Below are 23,996 nucleotides of genomic sequence, written 5' to 3'. Positions count from 1 at the left end.
TCGCCCGAAAGCCGCATAGTCTTTTCGGCATCATGCCCTAGGTGTTGGAGCGATCGGCGTGCATTGCACCATCGCCGAGCCAGCGCTGGATCTTTCCTTCAAGAAGCTCCGGGCTGATCGGCTTCGACAGGCAATCGTCCATGCCCGCTTCCATGCACATGACCCGATCCACTTCCAGCGCCTGCGCCGTTACGCCGATGATGGGCACATGCCAACCCTGCCCTGCCTGCGCCTCGAACTGGCGGATCATCCGCGTCGCCTGATGACCGTTCATGATCGGCATGGAAACATCCATCAGGATCACCGACGGCCGTAGCTGGCGCCATGCGTTCACCGCTTCCTGGCCATTCTCGACGACCAAGAAACGCAGCTTTGTGGCCTGCAGAATCTGCGTAAAGACGATCTGGTTTACCTGGTTATCCTCGGCGACGAGAACGTCGATAGAATTGGCAGCGCCTGTCGAATCCATGTCCTCAGTCGCCTTTATGGCAGCCGCAGCCTCGACCTCGATCGGCACATGCCGGACGGCTGCGCTCTGTTGACTGTTCGCTCGTCGCCGTCGCGAGGTACGCACGACGTCGATGATCGCATTCCGCAGCACATTGGCACGCACCGGCTTCATCAGATGCGCCTGGCCGTTGATTGCCGTGAACTCCTTGTCCCAGCCGACCGCTCCCATCGACGTCAGAAACATCACCGGCAAGGCATCGAAACGCACATCCGCGCGCATGGTTCGCGCCAGCTGATAGCCGTTCTGATCGGGCATATTGCAGTCGATCACCAATGCATCGACCGGCACGCCCATGTCGAAGGCTGTATTCAAAATGGCGAGCGCGGTCATGCCATCCTCGGCGACATGGCCATCAAAGCCCCACTGCGCCAATTGTTCGCCGGATATGCTCCGGTGGATCTCACCGTCCTCGACAATCAGGATGCGCGCGCCCTTGACGTCTGCGGGCAATTCCGGCGCCCTGCCGCGCTCGGCAACCAGCGGCATCGGTAAATGAACCGTGAAGGCCGATCCCTTGCCCCATTCGCTCTCCACAGAGAGCGAGCCGCCGAAAAGATCGACCAGGCCGGCGGTGATAGCAAGCCCGAGACCGGAGCCTTCGAGGCGCCGCGCAAAGGACGAATCCGCAAGCGAGAACTTGTCAAAGATGCTGCCGAGCTTTTCTTCCGGGATACCGATGCCCGTATCTGCGATACGCAACATGAGCAGGACATCTTCGCCGACATCGGGCTGGCTATCCAGCTCCACCAGGACATGACCGCGCTCGGTGAACTTGATGGCGTTACCGACAAGATTGGTCACGATCTGCCGAAAGCGCCCGGCATCGCCAAGTACGGCCGCCGGCACGCCTTGAGCGGCGCGCACGATCAGCTCGATGTTCTTTTCCGATGCCGCAGCCGCCAGCAGCGCGGCTATATCCTCGACTGCTTCGACCGGATCGAACGCCATCTTGCGCAGGTGCATCTCGCCGGTATCGATCCGCGAGAAATCGAGAATGTCGTTGATGATGGTCAGGAGTGCGTTGGCGGATTTGACGATGATATCGACAAAGGTCTTCTGCCTGGGGTCGAGACCGGTTTTTGCAAGCAGCTCCGCCATGCCGAGAACTCCGTTCATCGGCGTGCGGATCTCGTGGCTCATATGGGTAAGAAATTCGGACTTCGCCCGATCCGCCGCATTGCTGCGGGCCAGCAGGAGCTGCAGATCGGCTTCGCGCTCCTTCATTTCGGTGACATCGGTCAGAACGACGGTCCAGCGGCGATGCTCGCCGATCGCCGCATCGAGCTGCATCCAACGATCGCCGACGACCTGGAACACATGATGGATCGGCTTGCCGGCCGCGATGCTCTCGCCCCAGGAGCGCCGCACCGTCTCCGCATCGTCGCCGAAGTCCCCACGCGCCGCACAGTAGTCGAAAGCGGCCGACCACTTCTTGTCCGCTTCCAGAAGCGCCGCCGGCAGCTTGAGCATGTGCTGCAGCGTGTCGTTTGCCAGCATGATCGTGCCGTCCTGCACGATCAGCAAACCCTGCGACATGGCCTGCATCGCGTCGGCCATCAACTCGCCGAGACGCTCCAGTGCCAGTCGCGTCTCGGTTATCTCCAGCGATTGCTGCTTTACGGAGGAAATGTCCGTGTAGGACATCAGTGTCCTGCCATTGGATATTCGGCGCGCATCGATGATGACGGACTTGCCATCGGCAAAATTCACTTCCGTCTGCAGGTGCGACCCCGCCTTGCGCAAGGCAGCCAGACGCGCCTGATAGATGTCCTCGACGCTGCGGCTGTTGTCCGGGCCGAAACGCTCCAGCGCGAAATGTCTCGCGATCAGGTCGCGATAGGGCCGACCCTCGAAACGCTCGTCCTTGGAGAAATCCCAGATCTCGTACCAGGCATCGTTGACGTATTCGACGATGTAGTCGCTATCGTGGATCAGAACTCCGATCGGCATCGAGCGAAGGATGTTTTCGAGATCGTGGTGCAGCGCCTCGGCACGCGCCTGCGCCTCGATGATCTGCATTTCCCGCTGCTTGAGAGCCGAGATATCGGTGACGGAGCCGATTGTGTAGTGACTGCCGTCATCCGTGGTCGCCCTGTTCAGGCGAATTTTCACCGGCCGCCTCACCTGCTGTCGGTCGACGATTTCGCTCTCGAACTCGTGCCCGCGCCCTTCCCTGAGGGCATCTTCGTTTGCGGCGAAGAAGTCGTCGGCACCGACGTCGAACATCTCGTGCTCGGTCTTGCCGACCATTTCCGCACGATCGAGCCCGGTAATCTCGGCATGGGCGCTATTGGAATAGACGAGCCGATGATTCGCATCGCGCACGAAGGTCGCGACCGGCAAGTCTTCCAGAACGGTCCGAAAAAAGCCTGCCCGATCGATCTTCTCTTGAAAACCGTCGGCAGCTGAGGCTGCACCAAAGACCGCCGGTGCATCGAGAAACACGCCGAAGATATAGACGCGATCTTCCGAGGGAGAGAAGCTTTCGATCTGTATGCGCGACCTTTGACGGCCGGCGACATCGAAGCACAGCGCCGTCTCCTCCGAGGCGAAAACCAGCGCACGGCGCTCTTTGTCTTCCCTCTCGGCGCTCTCGCCCACATCGAGAATTTCGTGGCTTCGGTTACCGATGAAATCGGAGATGTCGCGCCCGAAAAAGCGCGCATAGGCGTCATTGACGGCGACGTAGCGCAGTTCGCTGTTCTTGATGTAGGCAGGCCTGTCCAGATTGGCGATCCGGCGGCATGCTATGTCAAGCAGTTCACCGTCCAAGGTCAAACCAAGCCTCTCTTCTCACCACGTATGATAGTTCATCAAGCGACGCTCTATCACAAATCGCTTTAAAAAGATGTTAACCATGTTTGGCGCGGCGCGATGCGGCAGCGCTCGCGTCATGGATGAGAGCGGTCCTCGCTTGCCACACCAGACATGGTCGCTAACCGCGAAAGAATACGCGACACACGCAGAGATTTCAGAAGCAAAATCAACTGCTTTCGCCTATTTCATAATGAACAAAATTTAATGCGGCGGCCCATTTTTCAGCCGCGACTTCGCCCCGTTTCGCGCGCACCTTCAAACTCGGCTTCGGCTGGGAGGCCTTTGTTTTGGGAAAGGGATTTCAATGTCTGTGCTTCGCACTTTAACGACGGCCGGCTTGATCGCACTGACGCTCGGCAGTGCCACCGCCGTAACCACTACCAATGCCGGCGCCTCGGAGCGCGGCGCCTTTTTCGGCGGCCTTGCTGCCGGTGTCGTCGGAGGGGCTCTGGTCGCCGGGGCGGTACGACCGGCATACCCCGCTTACTATCCTGCTTACCCCGCCTATCCTGCCTACTACGCCGGCCCCGCCTATGAGCGGGTCTATGTGCGCCCCTATCCAAGCTGCTATTGGGCCTGGCGTCACGATGGCTGGGGCCGTCCATATCGTGTCGAAATCTGCCGATAAGGCCTGAAACGCAGCGACGGCTAGCGCGATTTTCGGATTTTCATGACCAAGGATGCCGCCCGATTTCGGCGGCATCCTTCTTTGTCTATCGAAAAGCTTTTGCCTGTGCCCCTTGACTTTGGGCGCAAATGAGACCAAATGCGCCTCAGCTTTCACCTTCCGGCCGCCGCGTGAGCGTGCCCTGCGGGACTAGACGTACGCAAGAGAAGGACAAAAGCGCTTTAGATAATGAGACCGCACCCAAGGCGGTCAGATGCGCTGGAAAGCTTTTTCCAACTTACAAGTTCCCACTTCACGCGGGGTTCTTGACGCCAGAGACAGACCGGACCGCATGGTGCGACCCGGCCTTTTTGCTTTGGCGCCCCCGAAAGGTATTGAATTGACCGATTTTCATTCGCTTGGTCTCTCCAAGCAGATCGTCGATACGCTGTCGCAGAACAACTTCGCCACTCCTACGCCGATCCAGGCACAGGCTATCCCGCTTGTTCTCCAGGGCCGCGATCTGATCGGCCTCGCCCAGACCGGCACCGGCAAGACCGCCGCTTTCGGCCTGCCCATCATCGAAATGCTGTTGAAGGACGCCAAGCGCCCGGACAACCGCACCGTCCGCACGCTGATCCTCGCCCCGACCCGCGAACTGGTGAACCAGATCGCCGACAACCTGAAGCTCTTCGTCCGCAAGACGCCGCTGAAGATCAACCTTGTCGTGGGCGGCGCCTCGATCAACAAGCAGCAGCTTCAGCTTGAACGCGGCACCGACATTCTCGTTGCTACTCCGGGCCGCCTGCTCGACCTCATCAGCCGCCGCGCCCTGTCGCTCGGCCATGTCACCCATCTCGTGCTCGACGAAGCCGACCAGATGCTCGACCTCGGCTTCATCCACGATCTGCGCAAAATCGCCAAGATGGTCCCCGCCAAGCGCCAGACCCTGCTGTTTTCGGCCACCATGCCGAAGGCGATCGCCGATCTCGCTTCCGACTACCTGAGCAATCCGGTCAAGGTGGAAGTGTCGCCTCCGGGCAAGGCTGCCGACAAGGTGGAACAGTATGTCCACTTCGTTTCCGGCCAGAACCACAAGACGGAGATCCTCAAGGAAACGATTTCCGCCAATCCGGATGGCCGCGCCATGGTCTTCCTGCGCACCAAGCACGGCGCAGAGAAGCTGATGAAGCATCTCGACCATGTCGGTTTCGCCGCCGCCTCCATCCACGGCAACAAGAGCCAGGGCCAGCGCGAACGCGCTCTCAAGGCTTTCCGTGACGGTGAAATCCGCGTTCTCGTCGCCACCGACGTCGCTGCCCGCGGCATCGATATCCCCGGCGTTTCGCACGTCTATAACTACGATCTGCCGGAAGTTCCCGACGCCTACGTCCACCGCATCGGCCGTACCGCCCGTGCCGGCCGCGACGGCATCGCCATCGCTTTCTGCGCTCCGGACGAAATCCGCCTGCTGCGCGACATCGAGCGCCTGATGGGTATCGAAATCGCCGTTGCCAGCGGCGAGGCTCCGGCCGACCGAGGCCGTCCGGCTCGCGGCAACAACCGCGGCGGTGGTGCCCGTGGTGGCCAGGGCCAAGGCCAAGGTCGCGGCGCCGGTCAGGGTCGCGCCGAAGGTCGTCCGGCTCGCCCGGCTCGTCGTCCCTTCTTCGACAAGGAGAATGGCGAAGCGCGCGGTCAGGCTGGCGAACGTCAGGAACGCCGTCAGCGCGACGATCGTCCGCAGCGCGAAAACAACCGCAACGCCGATTTCCGTGGTCAGCGCCGCAACGAGCAGGCGCCGCGTCCGGAAGTCGACAACGATCTGGCATCAACCTCCGATTTCCGTCCGGCCCGCAAGCCGCAGCATGCCAATGCCGCGAACGGCAACGCCGCAGCACATGAAGCCGGCGCACATCGCGGTCAGCGCCATTCGCACGGCCGCCCGGCGGGTCGTCACAATGAAGACCGCAACCAGAACGGCCAGGGCGAACAGCGCAATGGCGGCAACGGCCGCATGAAGCGCCGCGGCCCCGGTAATGGCGGTCAGCGCCGCGAACGCGCCTGACACAAGATCAAAAAAGGGGGCCAACCGGCCCCCTTTTTTATTCCATCATTCCATTTTATTCCGGCACGACATCCGCCGTGCGCCGATTGGTGAGATAAACTCCCATGACCACGATGACAGTGCCGATGATGATCGGCAGCGTCAGAGGCTCGCCGAAAGCGATCGCCGCTTCGATGGCGACGGCCGGCGGCATCAGGTAGATCAGCGATGCCGCGCGCGAGACTTGCCCCCGGCGGATGAGATAGAGCAGCAGACCGACCGCCCCCATCGACAGGCCGAACACCGACCAGAGGAGCGACAGGATCGCCGTCTGCGTGCCGTCGAAATGCAGGCCTTCGAATGTGAAGGCCAATGGCACGGTGACGATCAATGCGCCGACATATTGCAATGTTGCGATGGTGCGCAGATCGCCGGTTTGAAGGTGCCGCTTCTGGTAGAGCGTTCCATAAGTCACCGATACCATCGCCAGCAGATTGACGACGAGCGGGATCGCTGACTGCCAGAGATCAGCCGTGCCCGACGCCAGCAGCTTCGGCGATATGGCGATGGCGATGCCGAGAAAGCCGAGCAGCAAGCCAAGACGCTGGATCGGCTGAATACGCTCCCCGACGAGGAATGGCGCCGCCATGGCCGTCATTAGAGGTTGCAGGGCCGCGATGATGCCGGAAATGCCGGCCGGCACGCCCTCGGCGATCGCCCACCAGAGCCCAGCCAGATAGATGCCATGCAGGAAGATGCCGGAGTAGATGGCCCGATAGACGCTCGACCAATCACGCGGCCAGCGGGCGCCGGTGAAAGAACAGAGCAGTACGAAGGCAAGCGCCGACAGGCTGTAGCGCATCATCAGGAACGTGAAGGGGCCTGAATGCAGCGAGGCATACTTGGCGACGATCCAGCCGGTGGACCAGAGAAGAACGAAGATCGCCGGTGCTAGTCTATCGAGGGACATGGAATTCAGACCGATATGTGTTTTGCGCATCGGAGGTCAAATCAAAGAAAGGTGGACTCAGAATGCTGCGCGAAGGGGATTCCAGGCTGATAGCCGAAGCTGCCGGAACGGTCAAAATCCATCTGCTGAAAGCAGCGATCAATTTTTCTTCACCGCTGGCGAACCGCAATCCGCAGCTGAAGGAATTGCAGCTGCTACCCAGCCGTTCGGTCTGCAAAGCAGGCAAATGCTCAAATTTTGGTCCGAGTAATGCCACGGGATCAGGCCAGCAACAGCTGCTCTATTCTTAACTGCCTGCAAATCCGGCACTTTTCGATATTTCGAAATTCGTATCGGCAACTGCGCATACTTCTTGCATTGTAAAAATCATTGTATTCAAATGGGTGAAAACACGGGGACCGCGCCTTTGGCATTTGATGAAATGATGACTGCGGATGAAAATCCGCGCGCACCTTATGAGAAATACTTCGAGTGGTACTCTGGCCAGGATAGAGGCCACTTGATTTCCAAGTCCCGAGATGCGGAAACCATCTTCCGAAAAACGGGAATTACCTTTGCGGTCTACGGACACGCAGACTCCTCCGAAAAGCTCATTCCCTTCGACATCATTCCCCGCATCATATCAGGCCGCGAATGGCGCAAGCTCGCTCAGGGCATCGAACAGCGGGTCATCGCCCTCAACGCCTTCCTCGATGACATCTACCATAAGCAGGAAATCATCCGCGCCGGACGTATCCCGCGTGAGCTGATCGAAAAGAACGATGCCTTTTTACCCGAGATGATCGGCTTCCGTCCCCCGGGCGGCGTCTATACCCACATCGTCGGCACCGATATCGTGCGCACCGGCGAAGACCAGTTCTATGTGCTCGAGGACAACGCCCGCACGCCTTCCGGCGTCAGCTACATGCTCGAGAACCGCGAAACGATGATGCAGATGTTCCCCGAACTGTTTCACCAGAACAAGGTGCAGCGCGTCGAGGACTATCCGTTGCAGCTGCGCCAAAGTCTGGCCTCCCTTGCCCCTCCCGGCTGCAAGGGCAAGCCGCGCGTCGCGGTGCTGACACCAGGCATATACAATTCCGCCTACTACGAGCACTCGTTCCTCGCCGACATGATGGGTGTCGAACTGGTAGAAGGTTCGGATCTTCGGGTCATCGACGGCAAGGTCAAAATGCGCACGACGCGCGGCTATGAGGCCATCGACGTCCTCTATCGCCGCGTCGACGACGATTTCCTCGATCCCCTCACCTTCCGCCCGGATTCCGCGCTTGGCATCCCCGGCATCATGGATGTCTACCGCGCCGGCCATATCACCATCGCCAACGCGCCCGGCACCGGCATCTCGGACGACAAGGCGATCTATTCCTACATGCCGGAGATCGTCGAATTCTACACCGGCCGTAAACCGATCCTCGAAAACGTGCCGACCTGGCGCTGTTCGGAACCCGACAGCCTGAAATATGTGCTTGAGTACCTTGCGGATCTCGTCGTCAAGGAAGTTCACGGCTCCGGCGGCTATGGCATGCTCGTTGGACCGACGGCCTCGAAGAAGGAGCGCATTGCCTTTGCCGAGAAGCTGAAGAGCAAGCCGAACAACTATATCGCGCAGCCAACTCTTTCCCTGTCGACCGTGCCGATCATGGTCAACAAGGGCATTGCGCCCAGGCACGTCGACCTGCGGCCCTATGTCCTCGTCTCCGACAAGGTGCGGATCATTCCCGGCGGGCTCACCCGCGTGGCGCTGAAGGAAGGCTCGCTGGTGGTCAACTCCAGCCAGGGCGGCGGCACCAAAGACACCTGGGTTCTGGAGGACTGATCGGACATGCTGGGAAGAACCGCGAATGGCCTCTACTGGATGTTCCGCTACATCGAGCGCGCCGAAAACATTGCCCGCCTTGTCGACGCCGGACAACGTATGTCGCTGACCCGCAGCGATGCCGCCGATGACGATTGGGACGGCGTGCTGCAAAGCGCCGGCGTGCGCGAAGCCTATGGCCAGGTGCACGACAAGATGACGGGCGCCGACGCCATCGACTATCTGATGCGCGATCGGGCCAATCCGTCGAGCGTGATGTCCTGTATCGAATACGGACGCAACAATGCCCGCATGGTGCGCACGGCACTGACCCGTGACACTTGGGAAGCGACCAACGAATGTTGGATCGAACTGAAGACCCTCCTCGGCAAAAAGCTGAAGACGGCCGAACTGCCCGAGACGATCGACGTCATAAAGCAGCGTGCGGGGCTGATCCGCGGCGCCTTTCACGGCTCGATGCTGCGCAACGAACTCTATAATTTCGCCCGCATCGGCACCTTCATCGAGCGCGCCGACAACACGGCCCGCATTCTCGACGTGAAATACTACGTGCTGCTGCCCTCGGTCTCGCATGTCGGCTCATCGCTCGACAATGCGCAATGGGAGTCGATCCTGCGATCGGTGTCGGCGCACAGGGCCTACAAATGGGCTTACGACCCGGAATACAAGCCCGCCAACATTGCCGACTTCCTGATCCTGAATGGGCAGATGCCGCGCTCCCTCGCCTATTGCTACGACAAGATCGTCAGCAACATGGGGTATCTCGGCGCGGAATACGAAAAGCGGCTGCCGGCGCATGAAACGGCCGAAGCCATTCGCCAATCGCTGCAAAAGCTGACGATCAAGCGCATCATGGATCAGGGCCTTCATGAGTTCCTGGAGGATTTCGTCGCCCGCAACAACAAGCTCGGCGCGGAGATTTCCGATGGCTATCGGTTCTATGAGTAGGCGGGCGACATTATGAAACTGACGATCAGCCATATTACGGAATATCGCTACCACCAACCGTCGCAGTTTTCCCTGCAGCGCTTGCGCTTGACGCCGCTCACCGGCACCGGGCAAACGGTCGCGAACTGGAAACTATCCGTCGAGGGCGCCAGTCCCGAAGTGGAATATGACGACCAGTTCGGCAATCGCGTTACCCTCGTCTCGCTCGACGGACAGCAGGAAGCGACGAGGATCGTCGCGACGGGCGAAGTGGAAACGCAGGATCTCAATGGCGTGGTGGGGCCGCATGCCGGCTTCGCCCCGCTCTGGCTCTTCCTCAGGGAATCGCCGCGTACCAAGGCCGGAAAGCTGACGAAGGAGCTGACACGCGGGCTGTCCGGGGACAGCGACCTCGCCAGAATGCACGCGCTGATGAGCGCAATCCATCAATCCGTCGAATACAAGCCCGGCACCAGCGATACGGAGACAACCGCCGAACAGGCTCTGGAGGCAAAAAACGGCGTCTGTCAGGACCATGCTCATATCTTCATCGCCGGCGCTCGCGCACTCCAGATTCCGGCGCGCTACGTCTCCGGCTACCTGATGATGGAAGGCAAGAATGAGCAGGCAGCCACACATGCCTGGGCGGAAGCGCACATTCCCGGCCTCGGATGGGTCGGCTTCGATCCAGCCAACGACGTCTGTCCGGATGCCCGCTACGTCCGCATCGCGACGGGCCTGTGCTATAGAGACGCCGCTCCCGTTTCCGGCATGCGGGTCGGCACGCCGGGTGAAACCCTCACCGTAAAGGTCACGGTTGCGAACCAGGAGCAAAGTCAGAGCCAGAGCCAAAGCTAACAAATCCGCTTCGGCTTGAAGCTTTGCCCTATCGATCAAGTGACGAATTTTTCGGCTGACGTCTTTCCGCTTTTCATTGACTCGCGAAAGCCCGCTATCGTCATCTTTCGTTGCGTATTCCCGGACGGAAAAGCGCCCGCGCATTTTCCCTGAAACTGCTCTAATTCGTCGCTTGCTGGCCATCGAGCGAGATGTCTGTACCTTCGCCCACGGCGACTGTGCGATGAAGCCTCAAGGTCTTGCCGTTAAATGTCAGGATAAGTTCCTGCTGTTCGCCATAACCCAATTGCGGCGCGTCGATCACGAATGTCTGCGCATCCAACCATGTTCCTTTGGCTGCGGTAATGCGACCCGCGTCCGGGTCCGCGAGCACCGGAGATCCTTTGCGATAGAGCCCGTCAAGTCCGATCGGCGTGTCATACCTGACCGACGAGCCGGCGGGATAATGCAAGGAAAATTCGACTTCGAAATGCGGGCGAGGATTGGTCAGATCGAGAGTGAACGATTTTAATCCATAGGCGTTGCTGGGAAACTCGTATGTCTTTCCCGAAATCTTGGAGACAATCTCGGGCGTTGGGCCGACGGGCGTCGGCTTCTCGATGGCAGCATCCTTGACGGCATCGGCAAGCTGCGCAACGGCCTTCGGATTCGACGGCAGCGAAGACTCGGACCTCACCGCATCGGAAACAGCATCGATCAGGGTTTTGTACCGAAGCTGCTGCCTGGCGGTGGTCACCACAACGACATCTAAATCGGGAAACACCACGATCAATTGGCCGTTTTTGCCATTCGCCATGTAAACATGCCTATCGGGAAAGACCCAGATAAAGTTCGAATAGCTCTCATTCGGATTGTTCGATGCATGCACATTGACGAGCCTGTGGCTCAAGACATCCGCCCAACCGACCGGCAGAAGTTGCGCCCCGTCCCATTCGCCATGGTGCAAATACAAGTAGCCGATCTTCGCCATGTCGCGCGGCAGCAGATATAGCATCCCATGCCCTTTGGAGAGACCTTGCGGATCACGATCCCAATGCCAATCGACAATGCCCAACGGGGTAAACAGCTTCTCTCGCGCATAGTCCTCGGCAAGCTTGCCGGTCAGCTCGGTGATAATGGCGGAAACCAGATCGGGACTGCCGTTGCTGTAATTGAAAACCTCTCCCGGTGGATGCGCCATCGGGCGATCCAGAATGAACTGGGTCCAATTGGAGCTTAGCTCCAAATCGAACATCGTTTGCTGCTTGGCGCCTTCGAATCCCTGATCCCAGTCGAGCCCGGAGGTCATATCCAGAAGGTTCTGGACTGTGATGGCCTTCTTTCGCTGATCAATATTCGCAATCGCCCGATTGCTGAAGAAATCGAGCACTGGATGATCGAGCCGGTCGAGCAGGCCGTCTTTGAAGACCATGCCTAGAAGAGTGCCGGTGATCGCCTTTGTCGAAGAGAATATCTGGTGTGGAATATTGCCGATGTAAGGGGCATAATAGGCCTCCGTGACAATCAGTCCGTGACGCACGACGAGAAGGCTGTCAAAGCTGTTGCGTCCCCCGTAGGCGACAAGCTTGGCGAGCGCGGCAGAATCCATGCCTTGCTCTTCCGGTGTTGATGTCAGCCATTGTTTGGTTGGCCAGATCGATCGACCAGTGTCCTGCGCACATGCCGGCCCGAATTGAACCCCGATGAACACAGCACATAAGCTAAAGATTGCACGTAGGGCAGAGCGTTTCCTGACTTGCATGTCCACAATGATCTCCGATCACGCAAAGACTACGCCCCAACGCAGGATGGTACATTATGCCCAGATTGCCATGCGTGCCTAGCCGCAGCGGATGCTTCCGGCCTAGTTGAGAGAGCTTGATGGCGCTACTCCTCCAGATTGGCCGCAAGTCCTCTCGCGAAGCGAGAGTTCCTGCGGCCAATGGTTTGATTGCGAGCGGGCATCAACTGCCCGCTTCAGGATCAGTTAGATTTCACGGAATCCCGCCAATGACGATGGAGGGCTTCAATATCGCCGCTGGTCAGGATCGGCATCGCCGCCTTCAGTTGATCGTCTGACCAGTCCCACCACCTCATCTCAAGAAGCAGTCGCACGCGGTCATCGTCAAACCGCTTGCGGATCGTGCGGGCCGGGTTGCCGCCAACGACCGCATAAGGCTCGACATCATGCGTCACCAGCGCACGCGTGCCGATGATCGCACCGTCGCCGATTTTGACGCCCGGCATCACGATCGCCTCGGAACCGATCCAGACGTCGTTGCCGATCACGGTATCCCCCGCCGGCAGATAGCCGTTTTCCGCCTCCGCGAAGGCCGGAACTTCCGACATCCAGTAGAATGGAAAGGTGCTGATCCAATCGTGCCTGTGCCCCTGATTTCCGCACATGATGAAGGCGGCGCCTGATCCGATCGAGCAGAAACTGCCCACGATCAGCCTGTCGACACCCTTCGCCGGAGGAAGAAACCGCGCGCAGTCGTCAAAACCGTGGCCGTGATAATAGCCCGAATAATAGCTATAGCGGCCGACGAGGATGTTGGGATGGGTGACCTGCTCAACGAGGGTCTTGCCCTTGAAAGGGCTCTCGAAAAAATTGTCCATGTAGTACTCACTGCATGAGAAAATGCGCCTGCGGAATGGCAAGCGACAACGCCGCGAGCAATTTGAACATTGCTCGCGCTCACGCTCTCCACGCGGTTAGCGCGAGAGCACCATGCAGATGATACTTCGACAAAGTTTCATGCGGCCCTCATATCCCGGGAAGACCAGCGAGACAAGAACATCCGCCTTTAACACATGCCATGGTTGCTTCCTTCACCTTACATCCAGTGCACGCCATAGAAAAAGGCGGGATTTTCATCCCGCCCCTGGTAGTGCTTCAAAGCGCCGATCTCAGTGACTATCGCGATTGTTCGGGATTTCCGAGCCGCGCGGACCGACGAGGAAGTCGAGGTCGGCGCCGGTATCGGCCTGCATGACAGTGTTCACATAGAGACCGCCGTAGCCGCCGTTGAGCGGCTTGACCGGGGAAACCCAGGCGGCGCGGCGCTTTGCCAGTTCCTCGTCAGAAACCTCGAGCTGGATGGTGCGGCCGGGAACGTCGACGGCGATGATGTCGCCGTTCTGAACCAGCGCCAACGGCCCGCCATCGGCGGCTTCGGGAGCTGTGTGCAGGATGACAGTGCCGTAGGCGGTGCCGGACATGCGAGCATCGGAAATGCGGATCATGTCGGTGATACCCTTCTTCAGCACCTTCGGCGGCAGACCCATATTGCCGACTTCGGCCATGCCCGGATATCCCTTCGGACCGCAGTACTTCAGCACCATGATGCAGTTTTCGTCGATATCGAGATCGTCGCGGTTGATGCGAGCGTGATAGTCCTCGATACTTTCGAAGACCACGGCGCGGCCCTTGTGCTGCATCAAATGCGGCGAAGCGGCCGATGGTTTGAGGACGGCGCCCTTCGGCGCGAGATTGCCGCGAAGAACCGCAATACCGCCCGACTGCGTCAGCGCCTTCTCACGCGGCACGATGACGTCGTCATTGTAGTTGACGACATCCTTGACGCCGGCCCAGATGCTTTCGCCTGTGACGGTGATCGCATCCTTATGCAGCAGGCCCATCTCCCCCACAGCCTTGATAACGACGGGCAGACCGCCGGCATAGTAGAACTCTTCCATCAGATGCTTGCCGGAGGGCTGCAGGTTGACGATCGTCGGCACTTCGCGGCCCAGGCGGTCCCAATCGTCCAGCGACAGCTCGACGCCGACGCGGCCGGCAAGCGCCAGCAGATGCAGAACGGCATTGGTCGAACCGCCGACGGCGCCGTTGACGCGGATGGCGTTCTCAAAGGCTTCCTTGGTCAGGATGTCGGAGGGCTTCAGATCTTCCTTGACCATGTCGACGATGCGGCGGCCTGACAGTTGCGAGATGACGCGACGGCGGGCATCGACAGCCGGAATGGCCGCATTGCCCGGCAAGGTCATTCCGAGCGCTTCGGCCATCGACGCCATGGTCGAGGCCGTACCCATGGTCATACAGCTGCCGGCCGAGCGGGCCATGCCCTGCTCCGCATCCATGAATTCATCCAGCGACATCTCGCCGGACTTCACCATCTCCGAGAACTGCCAGATCGCTGTGCCCGAGCCGACGTCCTTGCCGCGCCATTTGCCGTTCAGCATCGGGCCGCCGGAAACGAGGATGACCGGGATATCGACAGAGGCCGCGCCCATCAGCAGGCTCGGCGTGGTCTTGTCACAGCCGCCGAGCAGCACGACGCCATCGACCGGATTGCCGCGGATCGCCTCCTCGACATCCATGGCCGCGAGGTTGCGGAACATCATTGCGGTCGGGCGCAGCGTGCTTTCGCCGACGGAGAAGACCGGAAATTCGACAGGAAAGCCACCCGCTTCGTAAACGCCGCGCTTCACGCGCTCGGCAAGATCGCGTAAGTGCGCGTTGCAAGGCGTCAGCTCCGACCAGGTATTACAGATACCGATGATCGGGCGGCCATCGAAGGTGTCGGCCGGCAGGCCCTGGTTCTTCATCCAGGAACGATGCATGATCGCGTTCTTGCCGGTGCCGCCGAACCAGTCGTACGAGCGCAGCTTGCGCGGCCATTCAGCTTTCTTTTTCATAGTCTCGGTACCTTTTGTGTCGCCCGGGCCGCCTCGTTCGCGCCCGGGCTTTGAATTCGATGGTCAGGCCAGCGTGTAGGCGGTCTTGACCGTGGTGAAGAATTCGGCGGCATATTTGCCCTGCTCGCGCGGACCGAAGGACGAGCCCTTGCGGCCACCAAAGGGCACGTGGAAGTCGACACCTGCCGTCGGCAGGTTGACCATCACCATGCCGGCTTCGGCATTGCGCTTGAAATGCGTCGCATGCTTCAGGCTTGTGGTGGCGATGCCGGCGGACAGGCCGAACGGTGTGTCGTTGGCGACAGCGAGCGCCTCTTCGTAATCCTTGACCCGAATGACTGAGGCAACCGGCCCGAAAATCTCTTCGCGGCTGATGCGCATCTGGTTTGTCGCTTCGGTGAAGAGCGTCGGCTGCAGGTAGAAGCCGGGCGTGTCGCGGCTGATAAGCTCGCCACCAAAAGCGAGCTTGGCGCCTTCCTGTCGGCCGATCTCGATATAATCCGTATCCGTCTTCAGCTGCTTGGCGTCGACGACAGGGCCGATATGCGTGCCCGATTTCAGGGCGTTGTCGACGTTGAGCGTCTTCAGCTTTTCCGTCAGTGCGGCCACGAATTTGTCGTGAATGCCTTCGGTCACGATCAGGCGCGACGAGGCCGTGCAGCGCTGGCCGGTGGAAAAGAAGGCCGAGTTGGCGGCGGCTTCGACGGCAACCGTCAGATCGGCGTCGTCAAGAACGACCATCGGGTTCTTGCCGCCCATTTCGAGCTGATACTTGCGGCCATGCTCGACGGAGGAAAGCGCGACGCGTTTTCCCGTGCCGACCGAGCCGGTGAAGGTGAGGCCGGACAGAACCGGGCTGTCGAGCATCGCCTGGCCGACGACCGAGCCCTTGCCCATGACGAGGTTCAGGACGCCCTTCGGCAGGCCGGCGCGGTTGAGGATATCGACGATCGCCCAGGAGCAGCCGGGCACCAGATCGGCTGGCTTGAAGACGATGGTATTGCCGTAGCAAAGCGCCGGCGCGATCTTCCAGGCGGGAATGGCGATCGGGAAATTCCAGGGCGTGATGATGCCGATGACGCCGAGCGGCTCGCGGGTGATCTCGACGCCGATGTTCGGCCGCACGGAGGGCAGCACCTCGCCCGCAAGGCGCAGTGCCTCGCCGGCGAAGAAATCGAAAATCTGCGCGGCGCGGATGGTCTCGCCGATAGCTTCCGGCAGCGTCTTGCCTTCTTCGCGGGCGAGCAGCGCGCCGAGTTCGTCCTTGCGTGCCAGGATTTCGTCGCTGGTCTTCCTCAGGATGGAATGACGCTCAAGAATGCCCGAACGGGACCATGCCGGAAAAGCGGCCTTGGCTGCAGCGATCGCGTCCGTGACGTCCTGCGCATTTGCGCTGGCGTAGAGGCCAACGACTTCGTTGGTGTCGGACGGGTTGATATTTTCGGCGCCGGTCGTTCCGGTCCACTCGCCGGCAATCAGATTCTGATGAATGGTCATGGCGTCATGCTTTCCTGGTTCGTATTGAGGATGACCGGCCAACCGTAGCAGCCGGTCTCACCGAATTACAGCTGGCGAACAGCCACATTCTCTTCGGCGGCGACTGCCAGCGGATTGCGCAGGGGCAGGCCGAATTCGGCAACCTCGATTTCAAAGACATCACCCGGTTCCGGCTTGATGCCCTCGGCAAAAGAGAGTGTCGCTGTGCCGAACATATGTACATGCACATCGCCGGGGGTGCGGAAGAGGCCATATTTGAAATGATGATATTCCAGATTGGCGAAGGTGTGCGACATGTTCGCTTCTCCGGAAAGGAAAGGCTTTTCGAAGATCACCTTATCACCGCGCTTGATGCGCGAGGTGCCTCGAATATCCTCCGGTGCAGCGCCGATGCGGATTTCCGGACCGAAACTCGCCGGACGCAGCTTGGAATGCGCGAGATAGAGATAGTTGATCCGCTCGGTGACGTGATCGGAAAACTCGTTCGATAGCGCAAAGCCGATGCGAAACGGCGACCCGTCCTTGGCGATGACATAGATGCCGGCCATTTCGGGCTCCTCGCCGCCGTCGAGCGCGAAGGACGGCGATATCAGCGCAGCACCGGGAGCTGCCGCACCATAACCATTGCCCTTGTAGAACCATTCGGGCTGCACGCCCTTCTCGCCCGCTTTCGGCTTGCCGCCTTCGATGCCCATCCTGAACATCTTCATGGAGTCGGTCAGCGTCTCTTCAGCGGCTTCCGTCGTCTTCTTATGCATGGAATCGCGCGTCGCAGCCGAGCCGAGATGCGTAAGGCCCGTGCCCGTCAAATGCAGATGCGCAGCGTCGGGATGCGTGATCGGCGGCAGGAAGCGGCCCTCGGCATAGACCTTTTCCAGATCGATCGCCTCGCCGAGACCATGCGCCTCGATGACTGATGCCAGCGATTTGCCGCTATCGGCGGCTTCTATGGCAAGCTTGTAAACGCTGCCGGCGTTAACGACAGCCTTGGCGATTTCGCCGGGGCCGTTGCGGACGGCAACGACAATCTCGCCGTTCGAACCTTTGATCTGCGAGATGAGCATGTTTTTCATCCTTCCGAGAAGACAGAGATCGGATGCAGTTCACCGCTCCGGCTCTCAGCGAGAGCCGGACTCTGTCATGGATTTGGTTTTAAAAGCTTTGGTTGATCGCTAACCGATCAACCCTTGTTCTTGTTGTAGACGTCGATGAACACGGCAGCGAGCAGGACGGCGCCCTTGATCATCTTCTGCGAGTCCGTCTGGTAGCCGAGGATCGACATGCCCTGATTCAAGACACCCATGATCAAGGCGCCGATGACAGCACCGGTGACCTTGCCGACGCCGCCGGAAGCCGAAGCACCGCCGATGAAGCAGGCCGCAATCACGTCAAGCTCCAGACCGTCGCCGCCCTTGGCGGTTGCGGAGTTCAGGCGCGTGGCGATGATGATGCCGGCGATGCTGGCAAGCACGCCCATGTTGATGAAGGTGTAGAACGTCAGACGGCGGGTATCGATACCCGAAAGCTTCGTCGCCTTCTCGTTGCCGCCCATGGCATAGATGCGGCGGCCGATCGTCGTGCGCTGCGTTGCGAAAGCGTAGAGTGCAATCAGCAGCAGCATGAGAACCAGAACATTCGGCAGACCTCTGTAGGAGGAGATCTGATAACCGATGAAAATGGCCGCAGCCGCAACCACCAGATTCTGACCGACGAAGAAGGCGAACGGCTCGACATCGATACCGTGCTTCTCGTTCACAACGCGGCGGCGCCACGACAGGAAGAACATCACGATCGGGATGGCGACTGTCAGCAGAATCGACGTCGAATGAATGCCGCCCACATCTGCAAGATCAGGGATGAAGCCCGTGGCGACGATCTGGAATGCCGGCGGAAACGGGCCGATGCTGCTGCCGTTGCCGGTCGTATTGATGATCGCGTAGGTCAGGCCGCGGAAAACCAGCATGCCTGAAAGCGTCACAATGAACGACGGAATGCGATGATAGGCGATGAAGTATCCATGCCACGCACCGACCGCAGCCCCCATCAGAAGACAAATAACCGTCGCAAGCGCCAGATTCATATGCCATTGCACGACAAGCACGCCGGCGACCGCGCCAACAAAGCCGACAACGGAGCCGACCGACAGATCGATATGTCCAGCCACAATGACCAGCAGCATACCCAGCGCCATGATGACGATGAACGAGTTCTGTAGAACGAGGTTGGTGAGATTCTGCGGCCTGAACAGCACGCCGCCGGTCAGCCACTGGAACAACAGCATGATCACCACGAGCGCAATCAACATGCCGTATTCGCGAATATTGTTGCGGATATGATCGCCAACGGAGACGACGTTGCTGCTTTCCGTGGCTGGGTTGGCCGAACTCATTGTTGTTTCTCCCCTGAGCGCATGATAGCGCGCATGATGCTCTCCTGGCTTGCCTCTGCCTTCGACAGTTCGGCGACGATGCGACCTTCGTTCATGACGTAGATGCGGTCGCAAGTGCCGAGAAGCTCGGGCATTTCCGATGAAATCATCAGAACGCCTTTTCCGTCGGCGGCAAGCTGGTTGATGATGGAATAGATTTCATATTTGGCGCCGACGTCGATACCTCGCGTTGGTTCGTCGAGGATCAGGACATCCGGATCGGAGAACAGCCACTTCGACAGCACCACTTTCTGCTGGTTGCCGCCGGACAGGTTGCCCGCCTCCTGGAAGACGCCGGCCGAACGAATGCGCAGCTTGGCCCTATAATTGGTCGCCACCTGCAACTCGCGCACATCGTCGATGACTGTCGCCTTGGAAACGCCGAGCAGATTGGCAAGCGTCGTATTGTGCAGGATGCTGTTTGACAGAACGAGGCCGAGATGCTTGCGATCCTCGGTCACATAAGCGAGACCCGCGTCGATCGCCTTGCGTACCGTGGTGGTGTCGACAGGCTTGCCATGGACGAAGACGTCGCCGCTGACCTTGTGGCCGTAAGACTTGCCGAACACGCTCATCGCAAATTCGGTACGTCCTGCGCCCATCAGACCGGCAATGCCGACCACTTCGCCCTTGCGCACATTGACGTTGATATCGTGCAGCACCTGGCGGTCGCGATGCTGCTGGTGAAAGGCATTCCAGTTCTTGACTTCGAAGATCGTCTCGCCGATCGGCACCGAGCGCGGCGGATAGCGGTCGGCCAGCTCGCGGCCGACCATGTTGCGAATGATGATGTCTTCGCTGATCTCTTCCTCGTGACAGTTCAGCGTCTTGACGGCCATGCCGTCGCGCAGAACCGTGATCTCGTCGGCCACCTTGCGCACTTCGTTCAGCTTGTGCGTGATGATGATCGACGTGATGCCCTGGTTCCGGAATTCCATGAGGAGATTGAGCAGCGCATCGGAATCGCTTTCGTTGAGCGATGCTGTCGGCTCGTCGAGAATGAGCAGCTTAACGCTCTTCGACAGAGCCTTGGCGATCTCAACCAGCTGTTGCTTGCCCACGCCGATATCGGTCACCAACGTGTTCGGTGATTCCTTGAGGCCCACCTTGTCGAGCAGCTTTTTGGTACGAGTAAAGGTTTCCTGCCAATTGATCATGCCATTGGCGACGACCTCATTGCCCAGGAAGATGTTCTCGGCGATCGACAGAAGCGGCACGAGCGCCAGCTCCTGATGGATGATGATGATGCCGATATCTTCAGAATCCCTGATCGTCCTGAACTGACGGACCGCGCCATCGTAATAGATGTCGCCCTCGTAAGTGCCGGCCGGATAGACGCCCGAGAGCACCTTCATCAGGGTTGACTTGCCGGCTCCATTTTCGCCGACCAGAGCGTGAATCTCGCCCTGGCGGACCTTCAGATTGACATTTTCCAAGGCGTTCACACCGGGGAACGACTTGGTGATGTTCCGCATTTCGAGAATGGTATCGTCCATAGTCCAAATCCAACGCCGCGATCGAACATAGCAGACCGCGCGATCGTCTTAAATATCAAAGCCAGGGCCCGCCTTCGAGCGAGCCCTGACCGCTATATCAGAAGATTACTTCAGCTGATCGGCCTTGTAGTAGCCGCCTTCGACGAGGATCTTCTCGTAGTTGGTCTTGTCGACTGCGACCGGGGTCAGCAGGTAGGACGGAACAACCTTGACGCCGTTGTCGTAGGTCTTGGTGTCGTTGACTTCAGGCGTCTTGCCTTCCATCAGGGCGTTGACCATGTTGACGGTGACCTTTGCGAGGTCACGGGTGTCCTTGAAGATAGTGGAGTGCTGCTCGCCAGCGATGATGGACTTGACCGAAGGAATTTCGGAGTCCTGACCGGTAACGACCGGGAGCTTCACACCGCCGGTGCCGTAGCCTACGCCCTTGAGCGAGGAGAGGATACCGATGGAGAGACCATCATAAGGAGACAGAACGGCGTCGACGTGAGCGTCGGTGTAGTAGGCCGAGAGGAGGTTATCCATACGAGCCTGGGCCGTTGCCGGATCCCAACGCAGCGTGCCGACCTTGTCCATGCCCATCTGGCCGGACTTTACGACCAGCTTGCCGCTGTCGATGTACGGCTTCAGGACCGACATTGCGCCGTCATAGAAGAAGAAGGCATTGTTGTCGTCCGGAGAACCGCCGAACAGTTCGATGTTGAACGGACCCTTGCCATCCTTGAGGCCGAGAGCGTCGACGATCGAGCCGGCCTGAAGAACGCCAACCTTGAAGTTGTCGAACGTGGCGTAGTAGTCGACATTGCCGCTGTTGCGGATCAGACGGTCGTAAGCGATGACCTTGATGCCGGCATCATGAGCCTTCTGCAGAACGTCGGACAGCGTGGTGCCGTCGATCGATGCGATGACCAGAACCTTGTCGCCCTTGGTGACCATGTTCTCGATCTGCGAGAGCTGGTTCGGAATGTCGTCATCGCCGTACTGCAGGTCGGTGCCGTAACCGGCGGCCTGGAGCTGCTTGACGATATTGTTGCCGTCGTCGATCCAGCGAGCCGATGCCTTGGTCGGCATGGCGATACCGACAGTGCCCTTATCCGCCGCGAAGGCAGGTGCGACCAGCGTAACGACGCCGAGCGCAGCGCCGGCCATCAATGAGATAATGGATTTCATTACTCTCTCCCTTGTTGATAAAATGACGGACAAAAAGCCCGCCCGAAACTGCAGCAGGTTTCGTAGAAGGAATGGTTTACTTCCAATTGTGAGAAACGAAGTAGGTCTCCTCCACGCCCTCACGTCTTGTGAACTGCAACCAGCGCACGATGGGCAAACTCGTACGATTTCGTATAACTGTCAAATAGAATAACTGGCTAAACATATACCATGTTTGGTATAATTATAAAAAATAGTACTTTTTTGCCGACGAACAGGAAATTTGGCCGTTATGGAGAAAATATATAACGATTATGTCAGCGAAGGCATCGAGATTCATTCCGATAGTTTTCGCGACGACACGTTGCTCAAGGCGGGCCTGAAGCTCAATCACCTGCGGATGATCGTCACAATCGAGGATCATGGCCAGATCTCCGCCGCCGCCGAGTCCATGAACATGTCACAACCTGCGGCTTCACGCATGCTCTCGGAAATGGAGTCCATTGTCAAAAGCCCGCTTTACGAGCGCGTCGCGCGGGGCGTGGTGCTGACCCCTTTCGGGCTCTCGCTTGCCAAGCGCGCGCGCAAGATCCTCCTCGAGCTGCGCGAAGCGAGCCGCGAACTCGGCGCCCTGCGGACAGGAAGAGGCGGATCGGTTTTCCTCGGAGCCGTAACCGCTCCAGCCATCAGCCTCGTCGTCCCCGCCATCCAGCGGGTCACGCGCAGCTATCCGGGTATCGAGATCAATATCGAGGTCGAAAACAGCAATGTTCTGGCACGAGAGCTTCTGGCAGCGCGTCATGATTTTATCATCAGCCGCATCCCCGACGATCTCGACCCACGCCTGTTCCTGGCCCACGAAATCGGCGTGGAAAAAGCCTGTCTCGTGGTCCGCAACGGCCATCCGCTCCTCGAAAAGGGGCCTGCGAGCCTAGAGGATCTCGGCCGCTACGATTGGGTCTTCCAGCCGCCCGGAACCTTGCTGCGCCGTAAAGTGGAGGACATATTCCTTGCCGCCGGCGTGCCGCTGCCGGAAAACGTCGTCAATACCTCATCACTGCTGCTGACCCTCGCCGTCGTCTGCAAGACGGATGCGATCGCGCCAATCGCACTCGACATGGCGCAATTCATATGCGGGCAATCGTCGCGAGCCGGCGAGTCCTGCATATTGCCGACCGATTTCGATATCGACGTCAGGCCCTATAGCCTCATCACCGCACGCGAGCGGGCCATGCCGCCGAGCGCCCGCCTGCTGCACGATATGATCCTGGAAGAGAGCAAGACCCTCTCGCTGACATAGAGGCAGAGCCGCTCGCCATAAGCTCCACGCCAACTTCCTCTCTTATGGAGGTGGCATGGAGGCCGGCATGCTGTTCAAGCAATCACTGTTTCAATCCGTACTCGACCGTCTCGATACGGAAGAGGAAACCTCGGAGAAGGAAGAGGTCGCGCATCGCATTCGCGGATTGAATGTCAGCTTCGCGGCGACCGTGCTTGGCGGCGAGACGCCGGAGGCGCATCGCGCCGATGACGCCTATCGCGACAATCTCGGCGACCCCATCATTTTGCCTGAACCGGAAGCAGAGCACGAACCGGTGCCTCAGGAGCCCGAGCCGCCTGTCATGCCGGAGCATCTTGTACGAACGTCACGCGAAGAAGTCGCCGCCGAACTGGCAATCACTTCGAATGATACGCGCGAGGCCCTGCAGGAAAAGCGCCGCAACTTTGCCAAAGCCAATCATCCGGACGGCATCGCCGTCCTCTTCCGCGAGCAGGCAACCATCCGCATGACACTCGCCAATCAGCTGATCGACGAAGCCCTTCGCCGCCTCAGGCGGTGATTATTTTTTGTCGTCCGCCGGCGTATCGCTCTCTTCGGCATCATCCTGCGACGGAGTTTCAGTATTTGTTGCCGGGGGCAGTGGCTTGAAATTCAAAAGCAGCATCCAGGCGGCATAGGCGCCCAGCGCACCTGACAGCATCGCCCAGAACGGTTGCGAGCCAAGCGTTTCGACAGCTGCCCAGCCAAAGCAGACGGCCACGATGAGGATGCGCACCCAAAGCGGCTTGTACATGGGATGGCTGGGATCGATCAGTTGCATAGGTCTCTTTGCCTGTTCAAGAAGACTTGTCTTTAACGCATCCGCGGGAAAATTGTGAAGCTGTCTGAGTAAAATAAGAAGTGATGGGCCAGTTCTTGATCGCCTGCAGGAATACAGAATTATCGCCGTTGCAAACCTG

19 protein-coding genes are annotated in these 23,996 nt (G+C 59.2%); 8 read left to right on the top strand and 11 right to left on the bottom strand.

Annotated features, from left to right (window positions below):
• Window positions 1–37 precede the first annotated feature (37 nt).
• Window positions 38–3,289, bottom strand: coding sequence for a response regulator (locus tag ACIQJ2_RS10330; RefSeq protein ID WP_400673447.1), 3,252 nt, complete (start codon window positions 3,287–3,289; stop codon window positions 38–40).
• Window positions 3,290–3,632: 343 nt separating this feature from the next.
• On the opposite strand from ACIQJ2_RS10330, the gene ACIQJ2_RS10325 reads away from it, so the two are divergent.
• Together ACIQJ2_RS10325 and ACIQJ2_RS10320 are read left to right on the top strand one after the other, a co-directional pair.
• A complete protein-coding gene (locus ACIQJ2_RS10325) occupies window positions 3,633–3,956 on the top strand; it encodes a hypothetical protein (RefSeq protein ID WP_400673445.1) in 324 nt (107 codons plus the stop codon).
• 331 nt (window positions 3,957–4,287) lie between these two features.
• On the top strand, window positions 4,288–6,000 hold the full coding sequence (locus tag ACIQJ2_RS10320; protein ID WP_199142975.1) for a DEAD/DEAH box helicase: 1,713 nt from the start codon (window positions 4,288–4,290) through the stop codon (window positions 5,998–6,000).
• Window positions 6,001–6,055: 55 nt separating this feature from the next.
• On the opposite strand, the gene ACIQJ2_RS10315 is transcribed toward ACIQJ2_RS10320, so the two are convergent.
• Window positions 6,056–6,949 (bottom strand): DMT family transporter, encoded by an 894-nt coding sequence (locus ACIQJ2_RS10315; RefSeq protein ID WP_199142732.1) that lies wholly within the window; start codon window positions 6,947–6,949, stop codon window positions 6,056–6,058.
• Window positions 6,950–7,011: 62 nt separating this feature from the next.
• Here ACIQJ2_RS10315 and ACIQJ2_RS10310 point away from each other — a divergent pair, with 62 nt between their 5' ends.
• The 4 genes from ACIQJ2_RS10310 (at window position 7,012) to ACIQJ2_RS10295 (ending at window position 10,550) form a co-directional block, all read left to right on the top strand.
• Window positions 7,012–7,239, top strand: coding sequence for a hypothetical protein (locus ACIQJ2_RS10310; RefSeq protein ID WP_400670240.1), 228 nt, complete (start codon window positions 7,012–7,014; stop codon window positions 7,237–7,239).
• 116 nt (window positions 7,240–7,355) lie between these two features.
• A complete protein-coding gene (locus ACIQJ2_RS10305; protein ID WP_400670238.1) occupies window positions 7,356–8,765 on the top strand; it encodes a circularly permuted type 2 ATP-grasp protein in 1,410 nt (469 codons plus the stop codon).
• Window positions 8,766–8,771: 6 nt separating this feature from the next.
• Window positions 8,772–9,713, top strand: coding sequence for an alpha-E domain-containing protein (locus ACIQJ2_RS10300; protein WP_400670236.1), 942 nt, complete (start codon window positions 8,772–8,774; stop codon window positions 9,711–9,713).
• A 12-nt stretch (window positions 9,714–9,725) separates the two neighbouring features.
• The gene (locus ACIQJ2_RS10295) at window positions 9,726–10,550 is read left to right on the top strand and encodes a transglutaminase domain-containing protein (RefSeq protein WP_400670233.1); all 825 of its coding nucleotides are present in this window, start codon (window positions 9,726–9,728) and stop codon (window positions 10,548–10,550) included.
• A 160-nt stretch (window positions 10,551–10,710) separates the two neighbouring features.
• On the opposite strand, the gene ACIQJ2_RS10290 is transcribed toward ACIQJ2_RS10295, so the two are convergent.
• From ACIQJ2_RS10290 to chvE, 8 genes are all read right to left on the bottom strand, one after another.
• Complete coding sequence (locus ACIQJ2_RS10290; RefSeq protein ID WP_400670230.1) at window positions 10,711–12,138, bottom strand: serine hydrolase domain-containing protein; 1,428 nt, start codon at window positions 12,136–12,138, stop codon at window positions 10,711–10,713.
• Between the two features lie 374 nt (window positions 12,139–12,512).
• A complete protein-coding gene (gene catB, locus ACIQJ2_RS10285; protein WP_400670228.1) occupies window positions 12,513–13,148 on the bottom strand; it encodes a type B chloramphenicol O-acetyltransferase in 636 nt (211 codons plus the stop codon).
• Window positions 13,149–13,439: 291 nt separating this feature from the next.
• Complete coding sequence (gene araD, locus ACIQJ2_RS10280) at window positions 13,440–15,185, bottom strand: L-arabinonate dehydratase (protein WP_400670225.1); 1,746 nt, start codon at window positions 15,183–15,185, stop codon at window positions 13,440–13,442.
• A 63-nt stretch (window positions 15,186–15,248) separates the two neighbouring features.
• Window positions 15,249–16,682, bottom strand: coding sequence for an aldehyde dehydrogenase family protein (locus tag ACIQJ2_RS10275; protein ID WP_400670223.1), 1,434 nt, complete (start codon window positions 16,680–16,682; stop codon window positions 15,249–15,251).
• Window positions 16,683–16,747: 65 nt separating this feature from the next.
• Entirely contained in the window at window positions 16,748–17,746 is a 999-nt protein-coding gene (araD1, locus tag ACIQJ2_RS10270; protein ID WP_400670219.1) for an AraD1 family protein, read from the bottom strand.
• 116 nt (window positions 17,747–17,862) lie between these two features.
• Complete coding sequence (mmsB, locus tag ACIQJ2_RS10265; protein WP_400670215.1) at window positions 17,863–19,071, bottom strand: multiple monosaccharide ABC transporter permease; 1,209 nt, start codon at window positions 19,069–19,071, stop codon at window positions 17,863–17,865.
• Window positions 19,068–20,606: a multiple monosaccharide ABC transporter ATP-binding protein gene (gene mmsA, locus ACIQJ2_RS10260; protein ID WP_199142750.1), complete on the bottom strand. Its 1,539-nt coding sequence runs from the start codon at window positions 20,604–20,606 to the stop codon at window positions 19,068–19,070. Before mmsA ends, mmsB begins: the two co-directional genes overlap by 4 nt.
• Window positions 20,607–20,711: 105 nt before the next feature.
• On the bottom strand, window positions 20,712–21,776 hold the full coding sequence (chvE, locus tag ACIQJ2_RS10255) for a multiple monosaccharide ABC transporter substrate-binding protein (RefSeq protein WP_400670211.1): 1,065 nt from the start codon (window positions 21,774–21,776) through the stop codon (window positions 20,712–20,714).
• A 271-nt stretch (window positions 21,777–22,047) separates the two neighbouring features.
• Between chvE and ACIQJ2_RS10250 the strand changes: the two genes are divergently transcribed.
• Window positions 22,048–23,055 carry a LysR family transcriptional regulator gene (locus tag ACIQJ2_RS10250; RefSeq protein ID WP_199142753.1) on the top strand — a complete coding sequence of 336 codons (1,008 nt, stop codon included), beginning with the start codon at window positions 22,048–22,050 and terminating at the stop codon, window positions 23,053–23,055.
• Window positions 23,056–23,122: 67 nt separating this feature from the next.
• The gene (locus ACIQJ2_RS10245) at window positions 23,123–23,596 is read left to right on the top strand and encodes a hypothetical protein (protein WP_400670208.1); all 474 of its coding nucleotides are present in this window, start codon (window positions 23,123–23,125) and stop codon (window positions 23,594–23,596) included.
• On the opposite strand, the gene ACIQJ2_RS10240 is transcribed toward ACIQJ2_RS10245, so the two are convergent.
• Window positions 23,597–23,857 carry a hypothetical protein gene (locus tag ACIQJ2_RS10240; protein WP_400670205.1) on the bottom strand — a complete coding sequence of 87 codons (261 nt, stop codon included), beginning with the start codon at window positions 23,855–23,857 and terminating at the stop codon, window positions 23,597–23,599.
• Window positions 23,858–23,996 lie beyond the last annotated feature (139 nt).

The organism is Rhizobium sp. NPDC092011, from assembly GCF_044756305.1.
Lineage (GTDB): Bacteria > Pseudomonadota > Alphaproteobacteria > Rhizobiales > Rhizobiaceae > Rhizobium.
The sequence above is the reverse complement of the archived record's forward strand: the minus strand, read 5'-3'. Positions and strand labels throughout refer to the sequence as shown.

Coding starts and splice junctions, on each gene's coding strand:
- ACIQJ2_RS10325 (WP_400673445.1), top strand. CDS start 3,633: ATGTCTGTGCTTCGCACTTTAACGACGGCCGGCTTGATCGCACTGACG.
- ACIQJ2_RS10320 (WP_199142975.1), top strand. CDS start 4,288: ATGGTGCGACCCGGCCTTTTTGCTTTGGCGCCCCCGAAAGGTATTGAA.
- ACIQJ2_RS10315 (WP_199142732.1), bottom strand. CDS start 6,949: ATGTCCCTCGATAGACTAGCACCGGCGATCTTCGTTCTTCTCTGGTCC.
- ACIQJ2_RS10310 (WP_400670240.1), top strand. CDS start 7,012: ATGCTGCGCGAAGGGGATTCCAGGCTGATAGCCGAAGCTGCCGGAACG.
- ACIQJ2_RS10300 (WP_400670236.1), top strand. CDS start 8,772: ATGCTGGGAAGAACCGCGAATGGCCTCTACTGGATGTTCCGCTACATC.
- ACIQJ2_RS10295 (WP_400670233.1), top strand. CDS start 9,726: ATGAAACTGACGATCAGCCATATTACGGAATATCGCTACCACCAACCG.
- ACIQJ2_RS10290 (WP_400670230.1), bottom strand. CDS start 12,138: ATGGATTCTGCCGCGCTCGCCAAGCTTGTCGCCTACGGGGGACGCAAC.
- catB (WP_400670228.1), bottom strand. CDS start 13,148: ATGGACAATTTTTTCGAGAGCCCTTTCAAGGGCAAGACCCTCGTTGAG.
- araD (WP_400670225.1), bottom strand. CDS start 15,185: ATGAAAAAGAAAGCTGAATGGCCGCGCAAGCTGCGCTCGTACGACTGG.
- ACIQJ2_RS10275 (WP_400670223.1), bottom strand. CDS start 16,682: ATGACCATTCATCAGAATCTGATTGCCGGCGAGTGGACCGGAACGACC.
- araD1 (WP_400670219.1), bottom strand. CDS start 17,746: ATGCTCATCTCGCAGATCAAAGGTTCGAACGGCGAGATTGTCGTTGCC.
- mmsB (WP_400670215.1), bottom strand. CDS start 19,071: ATGAGTTCGGCCAACCCAGCCACGGAAAGCAGCAACGTCGTCTCCGTT.
- mmsA (WP_199142750.1), bottom strand. CDS start 20,606: ATGGACGATACCATTCTCGAAATGCGGAACATCACCAAGTCGTTCCCC.
- chvE (WP_400670211.1), bottom strand. CDS start 21,776: ATGAAATCCATTATCTCATTGATGGCCGGCGCTGCGCTCGGCGTCGTT.
- ACIQJ2_RS10250 (WP_199142753.1), top strand. CDS start 22,048: ATGGAGAAAATATATAACGATTATGTCAGCGAAGGCATCGAGATTCAT.
- ACIQJ2_RS10245 (WP_400670208.1), top strand. CDS start 23,123: ATGCTGTTCAAGCAATCACTGTTTCAATCCGTACTCGACCGTCTCGAT.
- ACIQJ2_RS10240 (WP_400670205.1), bottom strand. CDS start 23,857: ATGCAACTGATCGATCCCAGCCATCCCATGTACAAGCCGCTTTGGGTG.